At 38.4% G+C, this 25,551-nt stretch carries 24 protein-coding genes; 6 read left to right on the top strand and 18 right to left on the bottom strand.

Annotation, left to right across the window (positions count from 1 at the left end; genetic code table 11):
• Positions 1 to 205 precede the first annotated feature (205 nt).
• Positions 206 to 901, top strand: a complete 696-nt coding sequence (locus KV696_RS01595) for a VIT1/CCC1 transporter family protein (RefSeq protein ID WP_219966665.1) — start codon at positions 206 to 208, stop codon at positions 899 to 901.
• Between the two features lie 327 nt (positions 902 to 1,228).
• Here KV696_RS01595 and KV696_RS01590 read toward each other — a convergent pair whose 3' ends face one another.
• Complete coding sequence (locus KV696_RS01590) at positions 1,229 to 3,220, bottom strand: ABC transporter permease (protein WP_219966664.1); 1,992 nt, start codon at positions 3,218 to 3,220, stop codon at positions 1,229 to 1,231.
• A gap of 1 nt (position 3,221) precedes the next feature.
• Positions 3,222 to 3,980 (bottom strand): ABC transporter ATP-binding protein, encoded by a 759-nt coding sequence (locus KV696_RS01585; protein WP_000173372.1) that lies wholly within the window; start codon positions 3,978 to 3,980, stop codon positions 3,222 to 3,224.
• A 527-nt stretch (positions 3,981 to 4,507) separates the two neighbouring features.
• On the opposite strand from KV696_RS01585, the gene KV696_RS01580 reads away from it, so the two are divergent.
• Positions 4,508 to 5,068: a hypothetical protein gene (locus KV696_RS01580; protein WP_219966663.1), complete on the top strand. Its 561-nt coding sequence runs from the start codon at positions 4,508 to 4,510 to the stop codon at positions 5,066 to 5,068.
• The gene (locus KV696_RS01575; protein WP_049511549.1) at positions 5,068 to 5,265 is read left to right on the top strand and encodes a hypothetical protein; all 198 of its coding nucleotides are present in this window, start codon (positions 5,068 to 5,070) and stop codon (positions 5,263 to 5,265) included. Before KV696_RS01580 ends, KV696_RS01575 begins: the two co-directional genes overlap by 1 nt.
• Before the next feature lie 137 nt (positions 5,266 to 5,402).
• Here KV696_RS01575 and KV696_RS01570 read toward each other — a convergent pair whose 3' ends face one another.
• Genes KV696_RS01570 through KV696_RS01560 form a run of 3 tightly spaced genes read right to left on the bottom strand, consistent with a single transcriptional unit; the run spans position 5,403 to position 8,314 of the window.
• Positions 5,403 to 5,675 (bottom strand): PspC domain-containing protein, encoded by a 273-nt coding sequence (locus KV696_RS01570; protein WP_001085044.1) that lies wholly within the window; start codon positions 5,673 to 5,675, stop codon positions 5,403 to 5,405.
• A gap of 58 nt (positions 5,676 to 5,733) precedes the next feature.
• Entirely contained in the window at positions 5,734 to 6,198 is a 465-nt protein-coding gene (locus tag KV696_RS01565; protein ID WP_219966662.1) for a SprT family protein, read from the bottom strand.
• On the bottom strand, positions 6,185 to 8,314 hold the full coding sequence (locus KV696_RS01560; protein WP_219966661.1) for a Tex family protein: 2,130 nt from the start codon (positions 8,312 to 8,314) through the stop codon (positions 6,185 to 6,187). The genes KV696_RS01565 and KV696_RS01560 overlap by 14 nt, the downstream gene beginning before the upstream one ends.
• A gap of 573 nt (positions 8,315 to 8,887) precedes the next feature.
• On the opposite strand from KV696_RS01560, the gene KV696_RS09955 reads away from it, so the two are divergent.
• The 3 genes from KV696_RS09955 to KV696_RS01550 are packed head-to-tail and all read left to right on the top strand — an operon-like array spanning position 8,888 to position 10,737.
• Positions 8,888 to 9,019 (top strand): SPJ_0845 family protein, encoded by a 132-nt coding sequence (locus KV696_RS09955; protein ID WP_000268685.1) that lies wholly within the window; start codon positions 8,888 to 8,890, stop codon positions 9,017 to 9,019.
• The gene (locus KV696_RS01555) at positions 9,020 to 9,925 is read left to right on the top strand and encodes a permease (protein WP_023942490.1); all 906 of its coding nucleotides are present in this window, start codon (positions 9,020 to 9,022) and stop codon (positions 9,923 to 9,925) included.
• Positions 9,922 to 10,737: a TIGR03943 family putative permease subunit gene (locus KV696_RS01550; protein WP_023942492.1), complete on the top strand. Its 816-nt coding sequence runs from the start codon at positions 9,922 to 9,924 to the stop codon at positions 10,735 to 10,737. The genes KV696_RS01555 and KV696_RS01550 overlap by 4 nt, the downstream gene beginning before the upstream one ends.
• A gap of 304 nt (positions 10,738 to 11,041) precedes the next feature.
• On the opposite strand, the gene KV696_RS01545 is transcribed toward KV696_RS01550, so the two are convergent.
• The 13 genes from KV696_RS01545 to KV696_RS01485 all read right to left on the bottom strand — a co-directional run bounded on the left by KV696_RS01545 (position 11,042) and on the right by KV696_RS01485 (position 25,468).
• Positions 11,042 to 12,358 (bottom strand): beta-carotene 15,15'-monooxygenase, encoded by a 1,317-nt coding sequence (locus KV696_RS01545; protein ID WP_023942494.1) that lies wholly within the window; start codon positions 12,356 to 12,358, stop codon positions 11,042 to 11,044.
• Positions 12,359 to 12,375: 17 nt separating this feature from the next.
• Positions 12,376 to 13,107 (bottom strand): ABC transporter ATP-binding protein, encoded by a 732-nt coding sequence (locus KV696_RS01540; RefSeq protein ID WP_023942496.1) that lies wholly within the window; start codon positions 13,105 to 13,107, stop codon positions 12,376 to 12,378.
• Between the two features lie 828 nt (positions 13,108 to 13,935).
• Positions 13,936 to 14,193: a DUF896 family protein gene (locus tag KV696_RS01535; protein ID WP_000372163.1), complete on the bottom strand. Its 258-nt coding sequence runs from the start codon at positions 14,191 to 14,193 to the stop codon at positions 13,936 to 13,938.
• Positions 14,194 to 14,234: 41 nt separating this feature from the next.
• Entirely contained in the window at positions 14,235 to 16,271 is a 2,037-nt protein-coding gene (gene glyS, locus KV696_RS01530; protein WP_219966660.1) for a glycine--tRNA ligase subunit beta, read from the bottom strand.
• Between the two features lie 259 nt (positions 16,272 to 16,530).
• Positions 16,531 to 17,448: a glycine--tRNA ligase subunit alpha gene (gene glyQ / locus KV696_RS01525; RefSeq protein ID WP_023941248.1), complete on the bottom strand. Its 918-nt coding sequence runs from the start codon at positions 17,446 to 17,448 to the stop codon at positions 16,531 to 16,533.
• A gap of 209 nt (positions 17,449 to 17,657) precedes the next feature.
• Positions 17,658 to 18,029 carry a GFA family protein gene (locus KV696_RS01520; protein WP_000912012.1) on the bottom strand — a complete coding sequence of 124 codons (372 nt, stop codon included), beginning with the start codon at positions 18,027 to 18,029 and terminating at the stop codon, positions 17,658 to 17,660.
• A gap of 268 nt (positions 18,030 to 18,297) precedes the next feature.
• A complete protein-coding gene (locus KV696_RS01515) occupies positions 18,298 to 19,140 on the bottom strand; it encodes an aldo/keto reductase (protein ID WP_219966659.1) in 843 nt (280 codons plus the stop codon).
• A gap of 76 nt (positions 19,141 to 19,216) precedes the next feature.
• Positions 19,217 to 20,608: a peptidoglycan-N-acetylglucosamine deacetylase PgdA gene (pgdA, locus tag KV696_RS01510; protein WP_219966658.1), complete on the bottom strand. Its 1,392-nt coding sequence runs from the start codon at positions 20,606 to 20,608 to the stop codon at positions 19,217 to 19,219.
• A 303-nt stretch (positions 20,609 to 20,911) separates the two neighbouring features.
• Positions 20,912 to 22,462: a ClC family H(+)/Cl(-) exchange transporter gene (locus KV696_RS01505; RefSeq protein WP_219966657.1), complete on the bottom strand. Its 1,551-nt coding sequence runs from the start codon at positions 22,460 to 22,462 to the stop codon at positions 20,912 to 20,914.
• 16 nt (positions 22,463 to 22,478) lie between these two features.
• Entirely contained in the window at positions 22,479 to 23,258 is a 780-nt protein-coding gene (locus tag KV696_RS01500; protein WP_219966656.1) for a ribonuclease HII, read from the bottom strand.
• Positions 23,245 to 24,096, bottom strand: coding sequence for a ribosome biogenesis GTPase YlqF (gene ylqF, locus KV696_RS01495; RefSeq protein WP_219966655.1), 852 nt, complete (start codon positions 24,094 to 24,096; stop codon positions 23,245 to 23,247). Before ylqF ends, KV696_RS01500 begins: the two co-directional genes overlap by 14 nt.
• Positions 24,097 to 24,436: 340 nt before the next feature.
• Positions 24,437 to 25,153 (bottom strand): alpha/beta hydrolase, encoded by a 717-nt coding sequence (locus tag KV696_RS01490; protein WP_033677160.1) that lies wholly within the window; start codon positions 25,151 to 25,153, stop codon positions 24,437 to 24,439.
• 3 nt (positions 25,154 to 25,156) lie between these two features.
• Entirely contained in the window at positions 25,157 to 25,468 is a 312-nt protein-coding gene (locus KV696_RS01485; protein ID WP_000420558.1) for a hypothetical protein, read from the bottom strand.
• Positions 25,469 to 25,551 lie beyond the last annotated feature (83 nt).

The raw sequence follows: 25,551 nt of genomic DNA, 5'->3' as shown, positions 1-25,551 counted from the left end.
AAACGATTATAAAGTGAACAAAATGTTTATCGTATTTAATTTAAAATTTTTTATGCTATTCTATACTCTTTACCTCCAGTGTTTGATCTATCAGAGAAGATGTCGACATTTTTATATCATTAAAATCGTGCAACTTTTTTCAGATACTTTTAAAAGATTGATTTCATTACCTCTTTCCTTTATACTGGATAAAAAGGAGAATAGTATGTCAGAAACAAATCACGAAATCGATTCAAATTTTACAGGTCGTTTAAATATCCTGCGTGCGGGTGTTCTTGGTGCTAACGATGGAATTATTTCCATTGCTGGTGTGGTTATTGGGGTTGCTAGTGCTACGAGCAATATCTGGATTATCTTTTTATCAGGATTTGCGGCTATCTTAGCTGGTGCCTTTTCAATGGCTGGCGGAGAATATGTGTCCGTTTCAACTCAAAAAGATACCGAGGAAGCGGCCGTTGCGCGTGAGCAAGTCTTGCTAGACCAAGATATGGAACTAGCCAAAAAGTCCCTTTATGCTGCCTATATCCAAAATGGAGAATGTGAAACCTCTGCCCAACTCTTGACTAACAAGGCCTTTCTAAAAAATCCACTCAAGGCTTTGGTAGAGGAAAAATATGGGATTGAGTATGAAGAGTTTACCAATCCTTGGCATGCTGCCATCTCTAGCTTTATTTCTTTTTTCCTTGGAAGTTTGCCTCCAATGCTTTCAGTAACCATTTTCCCAAGTGAATACCGTATCCCTGCTACTGTCCTTATCGTCGGTGTGGCCCTTCTTCTCACTGGTTACACTAGTGCCAAACTTGGAAAGGCTCCGACTAGAACAGCGATGATTCGGAACCTCGCTATTGGCCTCTTGACCATGGGAGTTACCTTTCTGCTAGGACAACTTTTCAGCATTTAATACTCTTCGAAAATCTCTTCAAACCACATCAGCTTCGCCTTGCCGTATATATGTTACTGACTTCGTCAGTTCTATCTGCAACCTCAAAACGGTGTTTTGAGCTGACTTCGTCAGTTCTATCTGCAACCTCAAAGCAGTGCTTTGAGCTGACTTCGTCAGTTCTATCTACAACCTCAAAACAGTGTTTTGAGCTGACTTCGTCAGTTCTATCTACAACCTCAAAACAGTGTTTTGAGCAACCTGCGGCTAGCTTCCTAGTTTGCTCTTTGATTTTCATTGAGTATAAAATACAAGAAATACCTCGATTTCAAAATCGAGGTATCTTTTTTACATTTGCACAATCTTGCGATAGCTTCTTGAAGTAATCATGAAAATCAGCACATAGGCGATGAGGAAGATAGCGCAGATAGACAAGGTTACAATCAACATCATAGTCGTATCCAGTACACCAATCACTTTTAAAATCAAGCTAAGCATATGGTAGGCAAAGGCTAGATGTATGAAGGCAAAGAGCAAAGGAAGGAAGAAAACAGTTAAAACCTGTTTGTTAATGGTTTGCTTGATTTGCTTCTGATCTAAACCGACTTTCTGCAAGATAATAAAGCGTTCACGGTCTTCATAGCCTTCAGAAATTTGTTTGTAGTAGATGACCAGAACGGTTCCGACCATAAAGATAATGGATAGGAAAATACCGATAAAGAAGACACCACCAAAGAGGGCACTCATCTGAGAACTAGCATCTGCTAGATTGCTACCATAAACATAGCTACCTTCTGTGTCTAATTGAGCATTAAATTGATTGAGGTATTTTTCGTACTCCTCAGCGACCTTGAGTTGTTCTTCTTCACTGACATTTATTACATTCATACCACCGTAAAACTGATTATAGATAGCCGAATCTGGGAATTGGTCCAAAAAGGCTTGTAAATCTGGAACAACAAGGTAATTGTAATCAGTAGTCAAGATATTAAACTGATTTGGAACATGGTTCACAATGAAATCTTTATTAAATTCTTCTTTGACAGAAAATTGATGATCATTTAGAGTTAGAGCTTTCTGTCCTTTCAGTCCGTCATTTTTGGCAAAGAGACCGACCTCATTTCCTGATAGAGACAGTTTTTGACCAGTCATATTTTCATAATCTTTTTGGTCAAATACCATGAAAACTGTTTTGGGTTGGACACGGTTTTGTCCTTTTTCAAAAATAGTTAACTTGGTTCCTTCTTGATTTGCAATACCAAAGTCACTGTAATGAAGCACTTCTTTCTCTTTGACACTATAACCTTTATCACTTGCAAACTGGCTCAAGAGTTTGTCCAAATCTTCTTTTTCAACATTTTTTCCAGTAATTCCAAAGTCATGCGGATTCATCACTTTTTTAAAGGATTCTGAAGCATTGAAAATACTTGTCGCTGCTGACATGGTTACCAAAACCATTGTTGACAAAATAGCGATGGTTGCTAGTCCAACCGCATTTTTCTTCATACGGAAAATCAAGTTGGAAACAGATATGAGGTTATTAGGTTGGTAATAGTATTTCTTGTTTTTCTTTAAGATTTGTAGGAAGACTGTAATCCCTGCATTAAACAATAGATAAGTACCAAAGATAACCAGCAAAACAGCTAGGAAGAAGGTTGTTAGGGCTGTAAGAGGATCGTTTACCGTAAGGGCAAGATAATAGCCAATCCCTAAACTTATGGAACCAAGAATAGTTTGGAGAGGAAGGAAACGACCTTTTTTCTCACCGCTAGCTTTCTCACGAGAGAGCTGGAGGGCATTCATACGGGCGATTCGAAGGGCATTCAGGAACATGAGGCCTAGGAAAATCAATCCAAAGACAACAAGTACTGCAATGACAACATTCATTTGGAAGGTAGCGACCAGCTCAACCTTCAATTTCATCAGTTTGAGCAAGAAAGCGAAAATTAACTTGTCAAACAAGGCTCCAATACCGATACCTGCTCCAACAGTTAGAATCCCAAATAGCACTAACTCCTTAAAGGTCATACTGATTAGATGACGCTTCTCCAAGCCTAACATACCATAAATTCCCAGTTCCTTGGAACGGTTTTTCATGACAAAACTATTGGCATAGAGGACGATAATGGCTGACGCAAGGGTGACGACAAACATACCAAATCCAAGTGTAGCCTGAATGGTTGTTCCTCCACGGATTTCAGCAATCTTTGGATTGAAGGTTAGAGAGTAAAAGAGATAGGTGACAGTGACCGCCAAGAGAACAGCCAGCGCAAAAGGATAGTAGAGTTTGCGGTTTTTAATCAAGTTCGATACCGCTAATTTATTGGTTAATCGAAACATACTAATTCACCTCGCTTGCCATGACAGTCAAGGTATCAGAGATTTCTTGGAACATCTGACGTTCTGTCTTCTCTCCACGGTAGATTTGGTTGTAAAGAATGCCGTCTTTGATAAAGAGTACACGTTTAGCTCTGCTAGCTGCTGCTGTGGAGTGGGTTACCATAAGAATGGTTTGGCCACGCTCATTGATTTCATCAAAAACATCAAGAAGAGCTGCAGATGATTTGGAGTCAAGGGCGCCTGTTGGCTCATCCGCAAGGAGAATTTCAGGTTCTGTGATGATGGCGCGGGCTACTGCCACACGCTGTTTCTGACCACCTGAAATCTCGTAAGGGTACTTCTCTTGCAATTGGTTGATTCCCAGATTCTCAGCTGTTACCACCAATTTCTTCATCATTTCCGTAATAGGTCTTCTTGACAAGACAAGCGGAAGCAAGATATTGTCCTTAACAGACAGAGTATCTAGCAAGTTAAAGTCCTGGAAGACAAAGCCCAATTTTTCACGACGGAAGCTAGAAGCCTGTGAATTTTTAATGGTTGCGGTGTCAGTTCCATTCAAGTAAACCTGACCACGAGTTGGTTTATCCAGCATAGCTAGAATATTGAGCAAAGTTGATTTACCAGAACCAGACTCACCCATGATGGCAACGTAGTCACCCTTTTCTACGGTAAAGTGAATATCCTTGAGTGCCTCTACTTGGTTGCCCTGAAAACGAGTTTTATAAATTTTTTGAACGTGTTTTACATCTAAAAGTGTCATGAGAATCTCCTTTCTTAATATCCCATCAAATGAAATGTTGCTTGCATCATAGCGCATCCCAGCTGAACGCGCTCGATATCTTTGTGGCTTGGTTTTCTTGTTTTCTTATGTAAGATTTGTTTCATGATGTTACTCCTTTGTTCTTTATGAGTCTAGTTTACATCAAAAAAAGACTGCTTGCCATAACCTAACCTTACAAAAGAGACTTTAATCTTACATTTTTGTAAGATTGGGGGAAATGTAAGCAGATTTAATCTAGAGAAGTACACTGTAGCTTCTAAAATATTATTAGAAATTGGTTTGAATTTCCCAATCAATTATTGAGTTTTTATTTCATTTCACTATGCAATAAATCAATTGACTTTTTACTATAAAAATTATATAATATAATTATGAAAGGGCTTACTTTAGAAAGGAGAAAAAATCGGAAACTATAATTTGAGTAAGCTTATTTTAACTATCACTTTATTACCAAAATATTTCTACTAAAAATTTATTTTAGCTCTTTTCCAGAAAGTGTGGATATTATGAAAAAAATCTTGATTACTTTTTTTGCTATCCTTTCACTATTTTTCTATTCATCTGTTTTTGCAGATGATACTAATACAATAGTGAGCGAAACTATGACAGCTCAACAACTTGTGAATCAATACGCGACTGATTATGATATCACATTGGAACAAGCATCAGATTTACTTGGTATAAATTTATACGAACGCTCTTCACAGACATATAGAACAATTTCTACTCAAATAACTGTTACAAACTCCTATAAACCATCTATTTCTTTCTACTGCGAAACAAGCGAATATGGAACTTATCATGGTATTATAAGAATATTAAGAACAGAAATAAATAGAAATTATAATGGAATGTCAAAACAGTTTTCTGGTTCATTGTATGTCAATTTAGAACAGGCTGATAGAATATTCTATATAATTAATGGAGATTTCTTTGATAACGGTACTACAACTTTAAGCGGAGGACTGAATATTGGAATAGGAGAAAGCGCTAGCGTAAATTTGGGAGGTTCCTACGTTTATAATCACTATAAATATGTATATCATGAAGGGAGAGTTCATTTTTAATGAAACACAAAGAACATATACTCATCGGACTTCTCTATCTCCTCTCTCCATTCATCGGTCAGCTCTTAGTTGAAAAGACACACTTTATCGGTACACAATTTACAGCTACTGCTTATGCTATTTGCTGGCTATCAGTTGTTATCAGTATCCATCATTTATCAAAAAATGTATTGTCTCAGCATGAAAAATCAGATTAGAAATCTAAGTTCAAAATAATATTTTTAGTTTACAGATGAGACTGGCGAAATATTATTAAAAGTAAAAAAGCTTTAAATCAAGCAGTTTAGACTATTGATTTAAAGCTTTTTGCTTATTCTTAATCTTTTGTAGAACCTCACCAAAACCAGCCTTCATTATCGTCAATGGCTTGGGCTTCTTTGCGTTTACGTGGGCCTGTTCCGTACATTTCTGCTTCGATTTCTTCCTTGGTAGGCATGATAGAAGCTAGGATGATATAGATAATCACGCCAAGTCCAAAGTTTGCAACTGTAAAAATGGCAAACAAGAAACGAACAAGGGTAACATCAAAGTTCCACTTGTCTGACAAACCTGCCAAAACTCCTGAAATCATGCGATTTCGTCTCATTTTATAAAATTTACTGTTCATGATTTTTCCTCTTTCTGCTAGGTTAGACATAGTATATCACGGGTAGGCTCGGCTTTCATCAGTCCTCAGGCTGATTTATCAGAAGCAATTTACCTCGACAAAGTCCACAGCGATAGCGTTTGGTATCAATCCTTCTCTTGCGCTGATACCTTTGCTGGCAGAATTGACATCGATAAAGCTTGATTGGCTTGGAGTTGCTATTTGGCAAGGTTGGTACAAAGCGTAATCCATCCACTGCTTTCAAAAGTTCCTTAAAATCCCGATCCTTGTGTTGATAGCCCTTCCCTTGAAAATAGAGGTGATAATGATAGAGGTGATAATGACAGAGTTCATGTCGGACAATTTTCCTAAAAACATCCAGACCCAGTTCCTGATAAACCTTGGGATTAAAATCCAAATGCCCATCTTTTGGAAAAAATCGCCCACCTGTCGAACGTAGACGCCTATTCCACTGGACATGATGGATAAAATGTCTGCCGAAGTCTTCTAGTGAAACCTGCTTAACGTAATCAGTCAGTTTCATTTGGAGCGAGGAGCGACAGATTGACTTTTTCACGTTCAGTATCAATTTTCTTAACCCAGACTGTCACCAAATCACCAACGGATACCACTTGACTAGGGTGTTTAATAAATTTGCGACTCATGTGGGAAATATGAATCAAACCATCCTCGTGAATTCCAATATCAACGAAGGCACCGAAGTCAACGACGTTACGCACCACACCTTCTAGCTTCTGACCAACCACTAAGTCTTTGATATCTAGGACATCTTGGCGAAGCACAGGTGCATCAAAGGAATCACGGAAATCTCGACCTGGTTTGAGAAGATCTGCAATGATATCTTTAAGAGTTTCGGGACCAAGGTCTAGCTCTTGCGCCATATCTTTGACTGAAAGGGACTTGAGTTTGCCTTGGGCTTCTTCATTCAAGTCTGTAATGTCCAAACGTTTGAAGAGTTCCTTAACGGCAGCGTAATTTTCTGGGTGAACTCCTGTATTATCAAGGATATTGCTACTTTCAGGGATACGAAGGAAACCAGCTGCCTGTTCAAAGGCCTTGGCCCCCAGACGCGGAACCTTCTTAATTTGAGCTCGTGAAGTGATTTTTCCTTCCTCCTCACGGTATTTGACAATATTTTCAGAAATGGTTTTATTGAGTCCAGCTACGTGTGAAAGAAGAGCAGGACTGGCTGTATTGATGTTGACACCGACTTGGTTAACAACCGTATCCACGACAAAGTCCAGACTGTCAGACAATTTCTTCTGGCTGACATCGTGCTGGTACTGACCGACACCAATTGACTTTGGATCGATTTTGACCAATTCAGCAAGGGGGTCTTGCAAACGACGAGCGATAGAGATCGCAGAGCGTTTTTCAACTGTCAAATCTGGAAACTCCTGACGAGCAAGTTCACTGGCAGAATAGACAGAAGCACCGCTTTCATTGACAATGACATAACTAACCTCAGGAAAATCTTTAAGAACTTCCGCCACAAAGGCTTCACTTTCACGACTGGCCGTCCCATTTCCGATGGCAATAATTTCTACACTGTATTGACCAATCAAATCTGCCAAATCTTTCTTTGCTTCTTCGATTTGACGAGCTGATGCTGGTTTGACAGGATAAATGACCTGAGTTGTCAGCATTTTTCCTGTTGCATCCACGACAGCTAGCTTGGCACCTGTTCGAAAGGCAGGATCAAATCCAAGAACCACGCGCCCTTTCAGCGGAGCAACCAAGAGCAGATTGCGCAGATTGTCAGAAAAGAGTTGAATAGCTCCCTCTTCTGCCTTTTCAGTTAATTCTGTCCGAATACGGCGCTCGATAGCAGGCAAGACTTTTTTCTTAACAGATTGCTGAACTACTTCATCAATATAGGTATTTTTTACCTTAAAACGAGCAGCAAAGAATGCTAGAATACGATCTGTTGCATGTTCAAAACTGACCTTCAAGATACCTAATTTCTCACCACGATTGAGGGCTAAGGTACGATAACCCTGCATAGTTCCAACCGTCTCTGAAAAATCATAATAAATCTGAAAAACCTGCTTTTCATCAAGACTTTCATCCTTGACTTGAGAAGTGAGTTTAGAGTGTCTCAGCACCTCTTGATAAGTTAGAGCGCGTAAATTGACATCTTCCGATAAGGCTTCGACCAAGATATCAACTGCACCAGCCAAGGCCTCCTTACCAGTCGCAAATCCTTCACAGACAAACTTTTCAGCTTCTTTATCTAAGCCAGCTACATTCTGCAAAATCAAGCGAGCAAGAGGGAAGAGTCCAGCTTCACGAGCAATAGTTGCCTTGGTCCGACGTTTTTCCTTGTATGGAAGATAGAGTTCTTCTACGTCTGCTAATTTTTCAGCAGCTAAGATAGCTTCTTCCAACTCCTTGGTCAACTTGCCTTGTTCTTGAATCTTAGCCAAGACAGCTTCCTTGCGGTCATTGAGATTGGTCAGACTTTTATCCAAGTCGATAATGGCCTTAATCGCCACCTCATCCAAACTACCAGTCATGTCCTTGCGATAACGTGCGATAAAGGGAATAGTAGCCCCTTCAGCTGTCAAACTTAGAACGGTATCAATTTGCTTTAACGTCACTCCCAAATCCTGGGAGATTTTTTCATATTTTTTATCCATGAATCTATTATACCACAAGCTAAACGTTTCAAATTAGCTCTTACAATTTTAAAACATAAGTTGGGAAATAAATTTACTTCATTTCAATATTCTATTCATTGAGAAGGTTGCAATTTAATTCTAATAGTTTACAAAAGGATCAGTGATTAATTGCACTGTTTTTATTTTTTACAAAACGCTTTATAAAGCTATTTATTGAAGTTAACGAATCAATTTTCAGAGCAAATAAAAAATCGCAAACCTGAGCTTACGGTGGGGATAATCTTTTTTGAAATTTTTAAACAAAAAAGGAGCATTTAAGCTCCCTCATTTGAAATAACGGACACTTGGCTGCTCGGTGTACCCAGCATCTCAGATACCTTTTTCAAGGTGCGGCAGGAACCTTTCTGCCCTCAAATGTCTTTCGTTAACGTTATTCTAGCACTATCTACTTTTTTGTCAAACTTTCTCAATCTACCAGACTTAATCAGGATTTATAAAGCTCTATTATTCGTTAGATACTCAATTTTAACTTTTCCCTTTTCCTTAAAATAATAGTATAATAGAGGTAGAATTTAGAATCGAGGTACACCTATGGCTGTAAAATTTACAAAACGAGACGACTTGGACAAAATGTTTGAAGAGTTTGCGAAACTCCCTGATTTGAAACAAGTCACTTTTCCTGATGACAAAGAGAAAAAAGCCAAAGCAGAAAAGAAAAACTAGATGACTGCTTTCCAACAACTCCCGTCTAGTGTGCTTCAGACTGGGGCTATTTTTCTCTCTATTATCATTGAAGCCCTACCCTTCGTTCTGATAGGAAGTATTGTTTCAGGGCTGATTGAGGTTTATATCACACCTGAAAAGGTTTATCATTTTCTCCCTCGAAATCGTTGGGGGAGAATCTTTTTTGGGACCTTTGTCGGGATGCTTTTCCCTTCTTGTGAATGTGGAATCGTCCCCATTATCAATCGTTTTCTGGAAAAGAAGGTTCCCAGTTACACGGCTGTTCCCTTTCTCGTAACAGCGCCTGTTATCAATCCTATTGTTCTCTTTGCGACCTATTCTGCCTTTGGCAATTCCTTCCATGTCGCCCTGTTACGAGCTCTAGGTTCCATTGTAGTAGCTGTTATACTTGGGATTTTTCTGGGATTTTTCTGGCAAGAACCGATTCAAAAAGAAAATCGGTTGGCCTGTCATGAGCATGATTTTTCTCATTTGAGCTCTGCAAAAAAGGTTTTTCAGGTTTTTGTGCAGGCCATTGATGAGTTTTTTGATACGGGGCGTTATTTGGTATTTGGCTGTCTCTTTGCTTCTATGATACAGGTCTACGTTCCAACTCGGATTCTGACCTCTATCAGCGCAACCCCTCTTTTTGCCATCCTGCTCTTGATGCTTTTGGCCTTTCTTCTCTCTCTCTGCAGTGAGGCGGATGCCTTTATCGGTGCTTCTCTACTCTCTAGTTTCGGTTTGGCACCAGTTCTGGCCTTTCTGGTGATTGGCCCAATGCTGGATATTAAAAATATTCTCATGATGAAAAATTACTTGAAGGCACGATTTATCAGTCACTTCATTATGATTGTGACTCTTGTCGTCTTAGTGTATTCTCTCTTGATTGGAGTCATCCTATGATTCGATTTTTAGTTTTAGCTGGCTATTTTGAACTGACCATTTATCTCCATCTGTCAGGCAAATTAAACCAGTACATCAACATGCACTATTCCTATCTTGCCTATATTTCCATGGTGCTTTCCTTTATCTTGGCAATCGTTCAATTGTATATCTGGATGAAGCAAGTCAAAACCCATAGTCATCTGAACAGCCGATTAGCGAAGGTAACGAGTATTGCTCTTCTGACCATTCCAATTGTCGTCGGTTTAACTTTTCCAACTGTTAGCTTGGATTCTCAGACCGTTTCAGCCAAAGGCTATCATTTCCCCTTATCAGAAGGCACGGATCAAGCCATTCAGACAAGTGAAGGTACGACAAGCCAATATTTGAAACCAGATACCAGTTCTTATTTTTCAAAATCAGCCTATGAAAAGGAAATGCGTACGGCGGCGGATAAATACTTGTCCCAAGATAGTATTCAGATCACCAACGAAAACTATATGGAAGTCATGGAGGCTATCTACGACTATCCAGATGAATTTGAGGGCAAGACAGTCCAGTTCACAGGTTTTGTCTACAATGACCCCAGTCATGCCAATAGTCAATTTCTGTTCCGCTTCGGCATTATTCACTGTATCGCAGATTCTGGTGTCTATGGATTGCTGACCAAGGGAAATACCCGTCAGTATGAAAATAACACCTGGATTACAGCCAAAGGAAAACTAGTCAATCACTACCATAAAGAACTCAAACAAAACCTCCCAACCTTGGAAATCGACAGCTTTACCAAAGTCGATAAACCAGAAAATCCCTACGTGTATCGCGTGTTTTAAAAAGCAAACCAAGTTCATAAAAAACTCTAAGCAGGCAGAGCCTGCTAACTCATGACAGAAAAAGAAGTTTATCTTATAATGAAGATGAACAATACCAATCCATAGTGTTTAATAGGGCTTTTCCTAGCCTCTACAAAAAACTGGATGAACAAGAGTCGTGAAATAACTCTAATATGCCTTGAGCATGAAAATATCTTACTAGTAGCCTCTTGTTCTATTATTCAAATAGTTAACAGGAGGTTTTTATAATGGAAGTCATGATTGAAACGTGTTTGTATTCTTTTGAATCAGTAACTATTCCAATTTATCTATCTTGAAATAAATAAAATCCCTTTGTAATACTATAAAAAATAACTAACAAAGAAATAACTATAAGACTCGGTTGCCAGAAACCTGATATATCTACTAAACTACGGCCTAAAAATTGGCCAATAAGGCTAACTAAAATTAAAATAATTAAATTGAAAATTACTGACACTAATAAAATTAACACCGAATGTATTATTGCCTCGCCTATACGTATTTTAAAAAGTTGTAATCTTGACACTCCCAGTGTCTTTAACTGTTTAATGTCTTCAATATCTTTATTAGAGGATAAAATTGTAAGAGAAATAGAACTAGTAATAATCAGAATAATTGGAGCAGACATATAAGCAATAAAAGAAGCTCTTGCTTCGTTTACTCCGTTTGCTGTATTCATGAATGAATACATATTTTGGGTGTAAAGAATAAACCCAGAAATGAGAGTTACTCCCATGCTCATTGAAGTTTGTATACTTTTCAAATAGCTAGGATTGGATAGTAGATTCCAAAAGCCTGTATTAACTACATAATTTTCAGTTGGAAATATCCTCATTAAAAATTTTATTAGAAACATTTGAATTGATGGAGATAGTGATTGAATAATAAGGATGTGAATAATTAATAAAAATAATACTATGCTTGACTGTTTTTCAATTATTTCTTTGTTTCTGATAAAACCTGCTGAAACAATAGAACCTATACATAGTAACCATAGGAATAAACGAACAGAGATGTTAACAAATCCAGCTACTGTAACTTTTCTTTTTTTCTTTTTTGGTTTTAATATTGATGATATTTTAAGTATTCGACTTGAATAAAAGTAAGCCCCTATCCCGACAATTGTTGGGACTATGAAAACACTCAATAAAATTGATTGAATGTTGGCTGTAATAACTAAATCAGGTAACTCATCTCTTCCTAATAAATTTTGTAAAAATTTGTAGTAACTATCTGCCATGATAAATGAAAGTATTGTACCAATACTACTAACAATCACTGCCATTAAATAAAACTGTCCAGATACTAATAAAGATAGCTGAGTTCTGCTTGCGCCTAAGATAGCCCACAATTGGTAATCCTTTTTAAAGATATCTATTAGCAGTCTTATATTATTTGAAATAAGGAAAAATAGAGTAGTCCCGCCAAAAATTATTAGCATTTGAAAAAGTTGTGAAGCGTTAATATTAGCAGTCTTGATTGAACTAGCAATACCAAATAAAGATGTTCCAACAATCAGGCTTGATACAAATAGTAATGGTATTGTTCCTAACCATTGTCTTTTTGAGTACTGAAATTGGTAAATGATTAATTTTAGCATAATAAATCCTCCTCAAATTAATCTTTACTACTTTCAAGTGCTTGGTAGAGCTCATCAGCTGAAGGTTTAATAATTTGTTGAGATATTTTTCCGTCTTTTAAAATCAGTGCTCTGTCAGTTTTTGAAGCCAACTCAATATCATGAGTAACCATAAAAACACATTTTCCTTGACTCGCTAAATTACGAAGTGTTTCAAAAATAAGTTTTCTTGAGACGCTGTCCAGAGCTCCTGTTGGCTCATCAGCAAAAATAATTTTACTATCAGCTATTATTGCACGAGTAATAGCCACTTTTTGCTGTTCTCCACCTGATAAGGTAGCAACTAATGATGATAGTTCTGCTTTAAAATTCAAACTATCCAACATTTTTTTTACTTTATTGCTATCAACACTCTTTCCTGAGAGTCTCAGAGGAAGTGTAACATTTTCTAGTACAGGTAGAGCGGGTACCAGATTATAGTTTTGAAAAATTATTGCAATATCTTGCCTTCTAAATTGAGCAAGCTTCCCTTCTTTTAAGGTGTATGGATTTACACCATTGATAACAACTTCGCCACTTGTTGGTTCAGATAAACTTGATAAGCAACTTAGCAAAGTAGACTTTCCAGAACCACTGACACCAAGTATTGATACAAAATCTCCATAATTGACAGATAAAGAAATATCTTTCAAAATAGAAACAGTTTTGTCTTGTCCTAACAAAAACTCTTTTGAAAGATTTGAGACTTTAACAGCTACATTATTAACCATAATAAATCCTCCTGATTCCAGTGTCATCTTTGATTTAATTATACAATATTGGAATTCTATTAATATCAAGTAAGTAACTTATGAAACGTATTTTTAATGGATAAAATTTCTATTTCCTCTGAATCTCGAATAAAGGTCTTTAGCGAACTAAGAATTTTTTCTATTACCATAATAGTATCATAAACGAGGGTTGATTGAAAGCGTAAACATAGCTTTATTAAGAGGTACAGCTTTTCTATACAAAATTTAAACATAAAACTTAGGTATACTTAATAAATGAGAATTAAAGTTAGCTATAACGAAAATAGGAGCATATGTAAAACTCTAAGCAGGCAAAGCCTGCTAACTCATGACAGAAAAAGATGTTTAGCCTATAGTGCTGGCATTAAAAAATCCTCACACATCACGCAAGGAAATCGCTAAATAAAACAGGCTTTGACCATGTCGGGATTAATTGCAGCACATTCCAAGGATCCAGCTTTTTCTTCTTTTTACAATCGAATTTCCCAAAGAGTAAGCAAGATGAAAGCCGTCATTTCTTATGCTCATAAGATTCTCAGAATCATTTACAAACTACTCTCCATCAAGCATACTTATCAAAAAGAGAAGGGGCTAGGACTGAGGAAACAGTTCTAACGCCAAAACTAAAAAATTTCAATTACACGCTAGCACAGGAATTGATTTTTTGCGCTTTTTTACTGTCTTTTTTCAAATAAAAACACCTCAAAAGTTAGATTTTCTAGCTCTAACTTTTGAGGTGCATCTCATTTATGTATGATAGTCTTTTGGTTATTATTTCATCTATCTTTGCTAAAAGAAAGAATATTATTATGAATTTGGGTCATCAAGACTACGACCATGTAAACCTTTTTCACGTTGGACTTGACGTAGTTTTTCTGGCGTAACATCGTTTCCTTCTTCATCCACAATTTTGATTCCCTCAATGTGGTGACGAACAGAGCGACGATAACCTTCGATGTACTCCTCACGTAGTTTAGCTTGTTCCACTTTTTCTTCTGGTGTCAAGCCTTCTGCTTTTTTCTTTTTAGCAAGCTCGTTGATACGATCAATTTTTTTCTGATCCATTTCTTCTCCTTTGTGATAAGATAAAGTCCGTTTATCAAATTTTATTTAGTGTTAATTTGGTTAAAACGAGCAAGTTTAGCTGCTTTTTGAGTTAAATGAGACAAGATAGCCAAACGATTTTGACGGACAGCCTGATCTTCTGCCATTACCATGGTATTCTCAAAGAAAGCATCAATAACTGGACTAAGCGCAAAGAGTTGTTTCAATTGCTGACTTGCAGAACCTGATAAAACAAGTCTTTCTACTGCTTCCGCCAAGGCTTTTTCTTGGTCGTTCTCAAAGAGAGCTGAATCAACTGTAGCTACTCCTTCTACCTTCTCAGCCAAGTTAAAGGCACGAGAAAGTGATTCAACAGAAGGTTTGAAGTCTTCTTCCTTACTTGCTTCTACAAGAGCACTTGCTGCTTCCAACATATCCGCCACAACAAAGTTCGAACTTGCAAGTACTGCTTCCTTAATATCTTTTGGAGTAGAGCCCATCATCTTATCAACACGAGCCTTGATAAAGTCTATAACCTCTGTCTTATTTTCATAAGTCAAGCTGTCAAATTTCAAAGCATAAAGGCTATCAATCAACTCATCCATAGCAATGTGCCAACCAAAGGCATCCAAGATACGAACCACACCTTGCGTCGCGCGACGAAGGGCATAAGGGTCATTTGAACCTGATGGAATCAAGCCTACTGAGAAGAAACTCAAAATCGTATCCAATTTGTCTGCAATAGCTAGAATGGCTCCAACCTTGCTCTCTGGAAGTTCTCCTTCGGCTGATGTAGGCATGTAGTGTTCACGAATAGCAGCTGCCACTGCTGGAGTTTCCCCAGCAAGAAGGGCATATTTCTCCCCCATAATTCCTTGGAGTTCGTCAAACTCACCAACCATCCCTGTCAACAAGTCAAACTTGTAAATGGCTGCTGCACGAGCTAGGTCAACTGTTTCATCCACTGACAAGCCAGCTTTTTCTGCCAAAAGTACAGCGATTTGACTCGTACGAATCATGTGTTCACGAAGGGAACCAATTTTCTCATGGAAGGTGACATTGTTTAATTTTTCAACAAGGTCTGAAATCACCAATTTTTGGTCTTCACGCCAGAAGAATTCACCGTCTTCTAAGCGAGCTACTAAGACTTTTTCATTTCCTTTAATGACATTTTCCAAATACTCTGCGTTTCCGTTACGAACAGAAATGAAGTTTGGCAAGAGTTTGCCATCTTGATCACGAACAACAAAGTAACGTTGGTGTTCCTTCATCGAAGTCACCAAGACTTCTTCTGGAACTTCAAGGTATTTGGCATCAAAGCTTCCCATAAAGGCAGTTGGATATTCTACCAAGTTCAGGACTTCATTAAGCAAATCCGCATCAATTTCGATGCGTACACCATGTTCAACTTCGATTGCCTTGATTTGGTCAACAATCATTTGCTCACGTTCACGTGGATCCGCGATTACAAACTGCTTACGAAGATCTTCTTCATAGCTCAATGCTGACTGAATCTTAGTTTCTTTTCCCAAGAAACGATGGCCACGGCTCACACGCCCTCCCTTAATATCAAGGAAATCCAAATCAAACTCTTCTTCATCTAAAAGAACAGTTAAAGTGTGAACAGGGCGGATGTATTCAAAGGTGTTGTTAGCCCAGTGCATGCTGACAGGGAAAGTCAATGACTTCAAGACATCTACAACACCAGGAACAATTGCTTCAACTGCTTGACCAACTTCTTCCTTAGTGACATAGACATATTCTTCACCCTTGATTTCACGGAATTCGATATCTTCAACAGTCAATCCTTTTCCACGAACAAATCCTTGAGCTGCTTTGGTGAAGTTTCCATCGCTATCCAAGGCAATTTTCTTTGCTGGTCCCTTGAAATCTTCTGTCAAATCAGATTGTTTGTCTGTAAGACCAGTCACACGAACAGCCAAACGACGTGGTGTTGAGAAGGTTTGAATAGCTTCAAAAGACAAGCGATTTTCCTTAAGGAAGGCTGCCATTTTTTCGCCTAGTTGTTTTTCACTTGGTGTGACAACATAGGCTGGTAATTCTTCAAGACCGAGTTCTACTAATAAGTTTTTTGTCATGTTTTTTCCTTTACATTTTCTTCAATCTTTTTTGATATGCACCTTAGGTACTGGGGACGTAGCTAACTAACTTTGTGAGTCTGTATGAAAATCTAATGCAAAATTGATCAAGATTTCCAACAGTCTCATCAAAGTGGATTTAGCTGACTGATTTTTGAACCCAAGGTTTCAAAAATCCCCACATAACAGTACGGCGGTGCATATCCCTCTAGCAAGTCTTTGACTTGCCTTTAACGATTTTAGAGCACAGTATTACTCACTATTCTGCGTCTTCTGCTAAGAGTTTAGCTCGTGTTGCTTCATCCAAAAGTGGGTAGCCTAAGCGCTTGCGTTCTGCGACAAAGGTTTTGGCTACGATACGGGCCAAGTTACGGATACGAGCGATATAGCCTGCGCGTTCGGTTACAGATACGGCACCACGCGCGTCAAGCAAGTTAAAGGTGTGTGAACATTTGAGAACATAATCATAGGCAGGGTGAACCAAGCCTTCTTCCAAGGCACGACCAGCTTCTTTTTCAAACTTATCAAAGTTTTCCAGCAACATTTCTTGGTCCGAAATTTCAAATGAATATTTTGAGTGTTCGTACTCAGGCTGGATGAAGATTTCTCCGTATTTTACACCATCAGCCCATTCGATATCATAGACAGAATCCACTTCCTGAATATAAGAAGCCAAACGCTCCAAACCATAGGTAACTTCCGCAGTCACAGGGCCAGTTGCCAATCCACCTACTTGTTGGAAATATGTGAACTGGGTGATTTCCATCCCATCAAGCCAAACTTCCCAACCAAGACCAGCTGAACCAGTAGATGGATTTTCCCAGTTATCCTCAACGAAACGAATATCATGTTCCAAAGGATTGATTCCCAATTTTTCCAAAGACTCAAGGTAAAGTTCTTGGATGTTTGATGGAGATGGCTTCATGACCACTTGGAATTGGTGGTGTTGGTAAAGACGGTTAGGATTTTCTCCGTAACGACCGTCAGCAGGACGACGTGATGGCTCTACATACGCTGCATTCCATGGCTCAGGTCCGATAGCACGAAGGAAAGTGTAAGGACTCATGGTTCCCGCACCTTTTTCGTTGTCATAAGCCTGCATAAGCATACAACCTTGGTCATTCCAAAATTGTTGCAAAGTAAGGATGATTTCCTGGAAAGTCAATTTTTTAGACATTGTTTACTCCTTTTTATATAAATTACTTGCGACACAAGTCTGCCTCGTCGATCATACGAGGCAAGACGAGTTAGTACTACGTCTAGCTCAGGCACTCTAGTGCTGAGTGTGGGGTAGCCCGACTGTAAGGAGGTCTCTGCCACTGACGCAGTAAAATGTTAATTTCTTAGACATTGAATACTCCTTTAGTTTATATTATCTTCTTAGATTTATTTATCAAGCAACCAAGAAAAGGCTGGGTCCTGAAAAATATGACGTTTAGGAACAGTTTGTAAATTCTGATCGCATTCATCTATTGTACCTAATTTCAAAGCACAGACTTCTGGTATATTTTCTTGAACAGTGAAAATTTGACTATGACAGTTCTGGCAGTAATAACGCTGTTTTCCTGGAGAAGAACTATATGAAACAAGCTTTTCTTTTCCATGCAATACTAGCTTTTCACTGCTAACTTTAGCATTAACTGTATAGGCAGACGCAGTTGCTTTCCGACAGAATGAGCAATGACAAAAAACTAATTCCGATAATTCCTCATCTAGAGTGTAGGTCACTGCTTTACATAAACAAGATCCTTTAAGCATGATGCTCCTTTCTACTTAGGCATTAGACGAATTCAAAAAGAACCGAATTTCAACACCCAAGCCTTGCGACTAGGGGCGTCAGAAACGCGGTTCCACCCTAATTTATTACTTCATTGTTTTTGAAAATACTACAGAAAGCGCCAGCACTTTATTTTGCTCTACTTGGCTCCCACTATCCCAAGCTCGCTTGAAGAACGCGATAAGACTTTCTTTCCTGCAGACTATTATATCAAAAATTAGAAGAATGTACAATTCTTTTTATGATTTTCTAGAAATCCATATCATCAACTCGTGGAGCACCAGACTGAACAGCAATCGCTTTTAAGGTTTCACGCTCCTCGTAGCTCAGCTCAATTCCGAAACAATCAAGATTAGCCTGAATACGAGATGCCGTGACAGATTTCGGAAGTGGTAAAAATCCTTCTGCTAAGCTCCAGGCCAAGGCTATCTGAGCAACAGACTTTCCATGATTTGCTGCGATTTCTTGGACTTCCTTACTATCAAATAGTTCTCCCTGACCAAAAGGTCCCCAAGCTTCCAATAAAATTCCTTTTTCTCGACAGTAATCTACGACTTCCTCTTGATATACACCTGGAGCCAAACGAACTTGATTGACCGCTGGAACGATAGTTGCTGTGTCAAGCAAGGCATCCAAATGATGGGGAAGGAAATTACTAACTCCAATAGCACGGATTTTGCCTTCTTGATAGAGGTCTTCTATAGCTCTCCAAACTTCCGCATTTCGGATTTTCCAGTTGTTATTTTCTCTGAGCGGTTTTGGATTTGGCCAATGAATCAAATACAAATCCAAATATTCCAAGCCCAGCTTCTCTAAAGACTCTTCAAAAGCCTGACGAGCTTGCTCATAGGTGTGGTTTGTATTCCACAATTTACTGGTTACAAAAATTTCCTCACGCGGTACTCCACTATCTTGAATAGCACGACCAACGCTTTCTTCATTTTTATAAATAGCTGCTGTATCGATATGGCGATAGCCTGCCTTTAAAGCCTCTAGTACAGCTTGATAGGCAATCTCTCCATTTTCAGCTTTCCAGGTTCCAAATCCTAGAACTGGAATTGTAACGTCATTATTTAAAATATAAGATTTCATTATTTTTCCTTTCTATGAGAAGAAAATCCAAAGAAACAAATTCTCAAAGAAAACTTATCTCTTTAGATTTTGTGTATTATTGGTCACGGTCGTAATAGAGCTGGTGAGGTTTAAGACGAGTATCTAACAAATCTGGAATTGTTACAAAGTCATAACCTTGCCCTTTCAAGTAGTCAATAACCTTTGGTAAAGCATTCACTGTTTCAGCATGGATATCATGCATGAGAATAATAGAACCATTCTTGACTTCACGCTGAATTTCTGTCAAAATAGATGCTTCATTTTTACTCTTCCAGTCCAGACTATCTACATCCCACATAATAAAGCTCAAATCTAAGCTTTTGCGAATGTCGTCTGTAATAGCTCCATAAGGGGGACGCATAAGTTTAGAGCTAGAACCCAACACCTTAGTTAGCGCATCCTCCGTATCAGTAATTTGTTTTTTAGCTTCATCAAGCGAAAGTTTTGAAAGCACTGGATGACTCCAACTATGGTTTCCAATGACATGGCCATCTGCTTTCATGCGTTTCAAAATATCTTCATTGCCAGAAACATTCTTACCTAAAACAAAGAAAGTTGCCTTGATACCATACTTAGAAAGAGTATCTAATGCTTGATTTGTCGTCGTAGGATTTGGTCCATCATCAAAAGTCAAGGCTACTACTTTACGATTTTTCTTTTCATAATAAGCCTTATATAGTTCTGCGTCCTTATCTAATAAATAAGAGGACTGAATAACTTCAAAGAAACTAGATACCGGCAAGGCAATCTCATCCAGATTTTCAACAGGCTGACTCGGATAAATAAGAATTTGGCTATCCTTGTAATCAAAATTCCATGCAGATAAGTCTTGGTCAGACAAACCTTTAACAATCTGATCGACCTTTTCATGCTCCAATTTCTTATCCTGTAAGAAAGAGGTGATTTCTTTTAACAGCTGCTCTTTGGCTTTACTAGCATCTGAAAATAATTGATCAAGGGTAAAAGGTTTACCGTCTTCTGTCAAATGCACTTTCGCTAGACTAGTTTTTTCAGTCTCTTCAACTTTTGAAGAAGTTAAATCATAGACTTGTTTCATCACACCTCGGTTGACAATCCCTTTTAAAGTCGAATCCTGTTTCTCCGTATAATAAAAAACCAGATTTTCCTTATCCTCTAGATTGTCTTTAATATCCTGTGTCATAATTCCCTTTATAGACGAAATCACTTGCTCCCCTTGGAGAGGATAATAGGCAATTACTTCTGCTTGTCCCTTACGAAAATGATCCTTCTGATTTCCCTCACTCAATTGATCATCTTTCTCTTTTTTGAGCGATTCAATCTTTTGTTCAAAACTTTGTTTTGTGTATATTTTATATCCAATTATTGAACCAAGGACACAAATACTTACTGAGAAGATAGCTACTAGGGCTATTAGACTCATTCTTATCTTATCGTGATTCTCACGCTTTGCTCTACTTTTATCCATAAGACCATCATATCAAATTCAAGCTATAATTTCAATGATTTTGGAGGAAATAGTATATTAAAAAAGAGGAGTCTGGGACAAAAAGATTTTGATTTCAGGAATTCTTTATTATAAGTTTTTAAAATCGATCGATTAGACAAAAAAGCGAACAAAACAGAATCATGAGTGTCAGACAACTTGTTTTGTTCGCTTTTTATATTTAAGGTTAGACTTTTATCCCAGACTCGATTCCATTGCTGAGAATCGGTTTTCTAAATAAATCAAGCCAACTTTTTTACGTAATATAAATTATGTGAAAAACTCCTACAACAATAAATCTTTTACTTTCCCAATTTCACTTTTTGGAATAACTAGGTGAATCATATCACCGAGATACATTCTGGTTGAGCCGTTAACTGTTTGGCTCTTGCCATTATGGACTTGTGTGGTGATGAGTACGTTATGTGGCAAGTTGAGTTCGTGTACTTGTTTTCCTGCTATTTTATCTGAAACAGGGATTTCAATGAGAGTGACTTCTCCTTCATCTGTCGCTTCTTCTGGCAGCATTTTTTCCAACATAGCCTCATAGACTGGCGCACCCTTGAGCAGATCCATGATGATGTAGGCAACTAGGGTTACTAATCCAAGTGGCATGAGGTTGCGAATATCTCCTACCATCTCAGTTACGAGTATCATAGCAGTTAAGGGAGCCTTGGATATTGCTCCAAAATAGCCACTCATTCCTAGAATGACAAATATAGGAAACTGCTCTTGACTGACAAGTCCAAGATTGACACAAATGACACCAACTAGAGCTCCAAGCAATGAACCAAGCGCCAAAATTGGTAGGAAAATTCCTCCTGGAAGGCCACTTCCATAACTAATCATGCTCCAAACAAAGCGAATCAAAAAGTAAACTAATAGAACTTGGAAACTAAAATCTTGCTCAGTTAGGGAAAGAACCAGCTGATTTCCACCACCAAGGATTTGGGGTAAGAAGATTCCGACTGGTAGGATGAGAATAAAGGCAAAAATTGGGTAATAAGCTCTATCCAAATGGATTTTTTGACCAAGCCAATCATAAACTCTACCGACATTGAGTACAGCCTTCTCATAGAGAAAACCGGAAAGACCCAGAAAAATTCCCATGAGGAGGTAAATCCAATACTGATCTAGGGTCATGAGAGGGATATTATCTGGCATATCCAGTACGGGTGTTAGGCCAAATATGAGCAGAGAAACAAAATTTGCTACGAGACTAGCTGCGAGAGTAGATACCCAGAAAAAGCGTGAAAAATGGTGATAAACTTCTTCTACCACAAAGAGAAGTCCTGCAATCGGTGCATTAAAGGCCGCAGCTAGACCAGCGGCAGCTCCACTAGCAATCAGGGAGCGTTCCTCTACTGGACTGGATTTGAGCCATTTGGCAATTCCTTTACCACCGACTGCTCCAAGCTGAATACTTGGTCCTTCACGCCCCAGCAGAAGGCCACTTGCAATAGCAAGAATTCCTAGAATATATTTTTTCCAAAGAATTCCCCACCAGTTGAGAGTCATCAATCCCTTTAATTCGGCTTCAACTTGAGGAATTCCTGAGCCTTTGATATCTTTTTCAGATCGAGTTAATTTCGCACTGAGCCAACAAACTATTAAATAAAATAGACCAATGATAAAAAGATTGCGCACTAGGTGCGCTTGATCTTGATAAAGTCCTTGTATCAGGTGGAAGCCTTTTTCGATTAAAAACCGAAAAGATCCGACGATGAGTCCGACGACGAGACCCACGATGATGCCTCGCCCAACTTGGGATAATATGGTACTTGAGGCAAAGGCAAATTCTTTCTTGGAGCTGAGTGTTTCTGACTGTTCCTCCATAATCATTCCTTCTAACTTAACTTTCTTTTTCTCCTAAAACCAGTGATTTAACGGGTTCAAAGCTGGTTCGGTGAATTGGGGTAACTCCTAGTTTTGTGAGGCCTTCCAGGTGTTTGGCTGTTCCATATCCTGCATTAGCAGTAAAATCATAGCCAGGAAACTGCTGGTCGTATTCCTTCATCAATTCATCACGTGTCACCTTGGCTACTATAGAAGCTGCTGCAATTGAAAGGGAATTAGCATCTCCTTTGATGATAGATGTTTGTGAAATTGGTAAATCCAGTTTCATGGCATCTATCAAAAGGTGCTCAGGTTGAGGACTGAGCTGGGAGATTGCTTCCTGCATGGCCAGTTTGGTTGCTTCATAGATATTGACTTGGTCGATGATATGATTGTCCATGATACCAATGCCGATTGACAAAGCTTGGTCCTGAACGGCTTGGAAAATCTCCAAATGTTTCTTTTTTGGAATTTTCTTACTGTCGTTGAGACCTTTAATCTTACAATTTTGAGGTAAAATAACAGCTGCAGCGACTACAGGCCCAGCCAGAGGACCACGACCAACCTCGTCAACACCTGCTATCAAGGTCAATCCTTGCTTATACAGTTCCTTTTCGTAGGAAAGCATGGATTCCAAACGAAAATCCTCATCCAATTCTGCCTGAATAGCTTTTTTACGCTTGCTGATTTCCTTTTGAACTCCAGAGCGATTATCCTTTTCAAGCTCTAAAAAAATAGGGCTTTCTATATCCTTGATTGTTGTGAGGAGTTCTTTGATTTCTTTAATCGTCGCCATCGAGGTCTTCCAATGTATCTAAGGTATAGTTACCAAGTTTGCCATCACGGACTTCCTTCACAAAGAGACTGTAAAAGCGGTCGTAGTCGTCTCGGAAACCGAGGGCACGTGTCATATCCATAATAATAACAGGCGCTTCTTCCTCAATTTTCATTTGTTTGAAGCGTTCAGCCAGCTTTTCTGGATAATGTTCTTTGAAATAATTCAGACCCAAAATGGTTACCTCGTCCATAGGAAGCAACTGGTCTTTAATAGCTCCAGTCAAGGCCAACTTAAGCGCAACAGTTTCATCCTCAAACTTAGGCCAGAGAATCCCCGGTGTATCCAAGATTTCCAGGTCTTTATTGGTTTTGAGCCATTGTTGTCCCTTGGTAACACCTGGTTTGTTGCCGACAACGGCAATTTTCTTACCAGCCAAACGGTTCATGAGAGTGGATTTACCAGCATTTGGAATCCCGATAATCATGGTACGCAAGGTTTCAATCTTGATACCACGTTCTTTCTGGCGAACAATCTTATCAGCCATAAGTTTTTTGGCCGCATCTGTTACAACTTTTACAGTCATTTGCTCTTTGGAGTTGATAGCTAACGTCTGGATTCCTTGTGATTCAAAATATTGACGCCATTCCTTGGTCATTGCTGGGTCAGCCAAGTCCGCCTTGTTTAAAATCAAGAGTTTTGGTTTGTCACCAACAATCTTAGTCAACATAGGATTTTGACTAGACAGAGGTAAGCGTGCATCCACCAAAATCGTCACAAAATCAACAAATTTTAAATTCTCCTGCACCTGTCGACGCGCTTTAGACATGTGACCAGGAAACCATTGAATAGTAGCCATTGAGTTTTTTCCTTTCGTAGCAAGGGTTTAGAGCCCCTATTTCATTTTACTATTGTTTGAACATAGAGAGTTTTCAAATGAATGGTGTTCAAACAGTTCTTATTTAATTACATAGAAATCTACTTTATATTATATCATGCCTTCTCTATTTTGTCCGATGATAGCCCTTTAAGCTCCCTGAATAGAAAAAGAAAGGACGAAATTTGTCCTTTCTAGATCTTAGCTGACTTCAACCTACTATAGTTGACAAAAAGCCCAAATTAATTTGATATTCCTAATCAATTTGTTCATATCTTATTCCAATCAACTATATATTAATTATGATGATTTGTTCAATATCCTAGTGAGAATAAGAGAACCACTCATTAATTAGACTAGCGATTTCTTTAGGTGCTTCAGTATAAAGCTCATGGCCAAAGTTCTCTAGAAGAATAGTATCAAAATAGTCTGGCAATTCTTTTAGGGCTTCCTCTCTCCATGTAGCTTCATTAGGATAGCGAGGACTAATAAACAAGGTATCTCCCACTTCTCTCTTAAAAGCTTGGATTTTCCTCCGTAGGCGGAGGATCGCTTCTATATTTTCATAATTTATAGCCAACTCATATCTATTATACTTCGCATTCCAGTGATAGGACTGTCTTACAGCTTCCTCCATATTTTCTGACCAATACTTTGCTTCGGATTTTTCTTTAGAAATAAGAAGATTTAAGTCCGAAATAACTTGAGATTTGATATAGTTTTTAGTTTCCTCTAACTCTGTATCTAAAGGTAAACTCTTATCTAAATCTAGATAGCCACCATCCAAAAGAATCAGTTTTGTCACTTCATAAAATTCCGATGCGAGATAACGAGCCAAATCTCCTCCAAGAGAATGACCTATCAGACAGATAGATTCTTCCTCTACAATCTCATTTTTAAACCATGATTTCAAATCTAATTCGCTTTGAAAAAATCTTTCATATGGATTCAGAAAACAGATCTGCAAATCTAGTTCTTGAAGAAAATCCTTGCTATGATAGACATTGCTTCCCAAACCGCCAATAAAATATATTTTCATTCTCTACTTAATACTATGCTTGTTCATCTTTTGTTCAAAGATAGTTGTGATAATCTGACGCAATTCTTCGCGTTCTTTTTCTGGAATCTCACCACTTGTTTGAGCTACAGCGTAGAGTTCAGGGTGTTCAATTGAAATGCGTTTAATCGTACGTGTTGTAGCATGTTTTCTGACGAAAAACGGAATGCGCTTAATCAAGTCTTGTGGTACTAGCGCAAGAATCTTCTCAGCAGTTTCCTTGTCACTAATCTTAGACGTCGTCAGCCCCTTCTTAATCATTTCCTGTTCTTTTTCTGTAAAATCTTTTAATTCCATTCGATTAGTCCTCCTATTTTCTTTAAGTTAAATTATATACCAATTGTAGCAAGACGACAAATAGTCTGTTTGTAAAATGCTCT

Source organism: Streptococcus humanilactis, from assembly GCF_019448275.1.
Classification (GTDB): Bacteria; Bacillota; Bacilli; order Lactobacillales; family Streptococcaceae; genus Streptococcus; species Streptococcus humanilactis.
The sequence above is the reverse complement of the archived record's forward strand: the minus strand, read 5'-3'. Positions and strand labels throughout refer to the sequence as shown.

Coding starts and splice junctions, on each gene's coding strand:
- KV696_RS01595 (WP_219966665.1), top strand. CDS start 206: ATGTCAGAAACAAATCACGAAATCGATTCAAATTTTACAGGTCGTTTA.
- KV696_RS01590 (WP_219966664.1), bottom strand. CDS start 3,220: ATGTTTCGATTAACCAATAAATTAGCGGTATCGAACTTGATTAAAAAC.
- KV696_RS01585 (WP_000173372.1), bottom strand. CDS start 3,980: ATGACACTTTTAGATGTAAAACACGTTCAAAAAATTTATAAAACTCGT.
- KV696_RS01580 (WP_219966663.1), top strand. CDS start 4,508: ATGAAAAAAATCTTGATTACTTTTTTTGCTATCCTTTCACTATTTTTC.
- KV696_RS01575 (WP_049511549.1), top strand. CDS start 5,068: ATGAAACACAAAGAACATATACTCATCGGACTTCTCTATCTCCTCTCT.
- KV696_RS01570 (WP_001085044.1), bottom strand. CDS start 5,675: ATGAACAGTAAATTTTATAAAATGAGACGAAATCGCATGATTTCAGGA.
- KV696_RS01565 (WP_219966662.1), bottom strand. CDS start 6,198: ATGAAACTGACTGATTACGTTAAGCAGGTTTCACTAGAAGACTTCGGC.
- KV696_RS01560 (WP_219966661.1), bottom strand. CDS start 8,314: ATGGATAAAAAATATGAAAAAATCTCCCAGGATTTGGGAGTGACGTTA.
- KV696_RS09955 (WP_000268685.1), top strand. CDS start 8,888: ATGGCTGTAAAATTTACAAAACGAGACGACTTGGACAAAATGTTTGAA.
- KV696_RS01555 (WP_023942490.1), top strand. CDS start 9,020: ATGACTGCTTTCCAACAACTCCCGTCTAGTGTGCTTCAGACTGGGGCT.
- KV696_RS01550 (WP_023942492.1), top strand. CDS start 9,922: ATGATTCGATTTTTAGTTTTAGCTGGCTATTTTGAACTGACCATTTAT.
- KV696_RS01545 (WP_023942494.1), bottom strand. CDS start 12,358: ATGCTAAAATTAATCATTTACCAATTTCAGTACTCAAAAAGACAATGG.
- KV696_RS01540 (WP_023942496.1), bottom strand. CDS start 13,107: ATGGTTAATAATGTAGCTGTTAAAGTCTCAAATCTTTCAAAAGAGTTT.
- KV696_RS01535 (WP_000372163.1), bottom strand. CDS start 14,193: ATGGATCAGAAAAAAATTGATCGTATCAACGAGCTTGCTAAAAAGAAA.
- glyS (WP_219966660.1), bottom strand. CDS start 16,271: ATGACAAAAAACTTATTAGTAGAACTCGGTCTTGAAGAATTACCAGCC.
- glyQ (WP_023941248.1), bottom strand. CDS start 17,448: ATGTCTAAAAAATTGACTTTCCAGGAAATCATCCTTACTTTGCAACAA.
- KV696_RS01520 (WP_000912012.1), bottom strand. CDS start 18,029: ATGCTTAAAGGATCTTGTTTATGTAAAGCAGTGACCTACACTCTAGAT.
- KV696_RS01515 (WP_219966659.1), bottom strand. CDS start 19,140: ATGAAATCTTATATTTTAAATAATGACGTTACAATTCCAGTTCTAGGA.
- pgdA (WP_219966658.1), bottom strand. CDS start 20,608: ATGGATAAAAGTAGAGCAAAGCGTGAGAATCACGATAAGATAAGAATG.
- KV696_RS01505 (WP_219966657.1), bottom strand. CDS start 22,462: ATGGAGGAACAGTCAGAAACACTCAGCTCCAAGAAAGAATTTGCCTTT.
- KV696_RS01500 (WP_219966656.1), bottom strand. CDS start 23,258: ATGGCGACGATTAAAGAAATCAAAGAACTCCTCACAACAATCAAGGAT.
- ylqF (WP_219966655.1), bottom strand. CDS start 24,096: ATGGCTACTATTCAATGGTTTCCTGGTCACATGTCTAAAGCGCGTCGA.
- KV696_RS01490 (WP_033677160.1), bottom strand. CDS start 25,153: ATGAAAATATATTTTATTGGCGGTTTGGGAAGCAATGTCTATCATAGC.
- KV696_RS01485 (WP_000420558.1), bottom strand. CDS start 25,468: ATGGAATTAAAAGATTTTACAGAAAAAGAACAGGAAATGATTAAGAAG.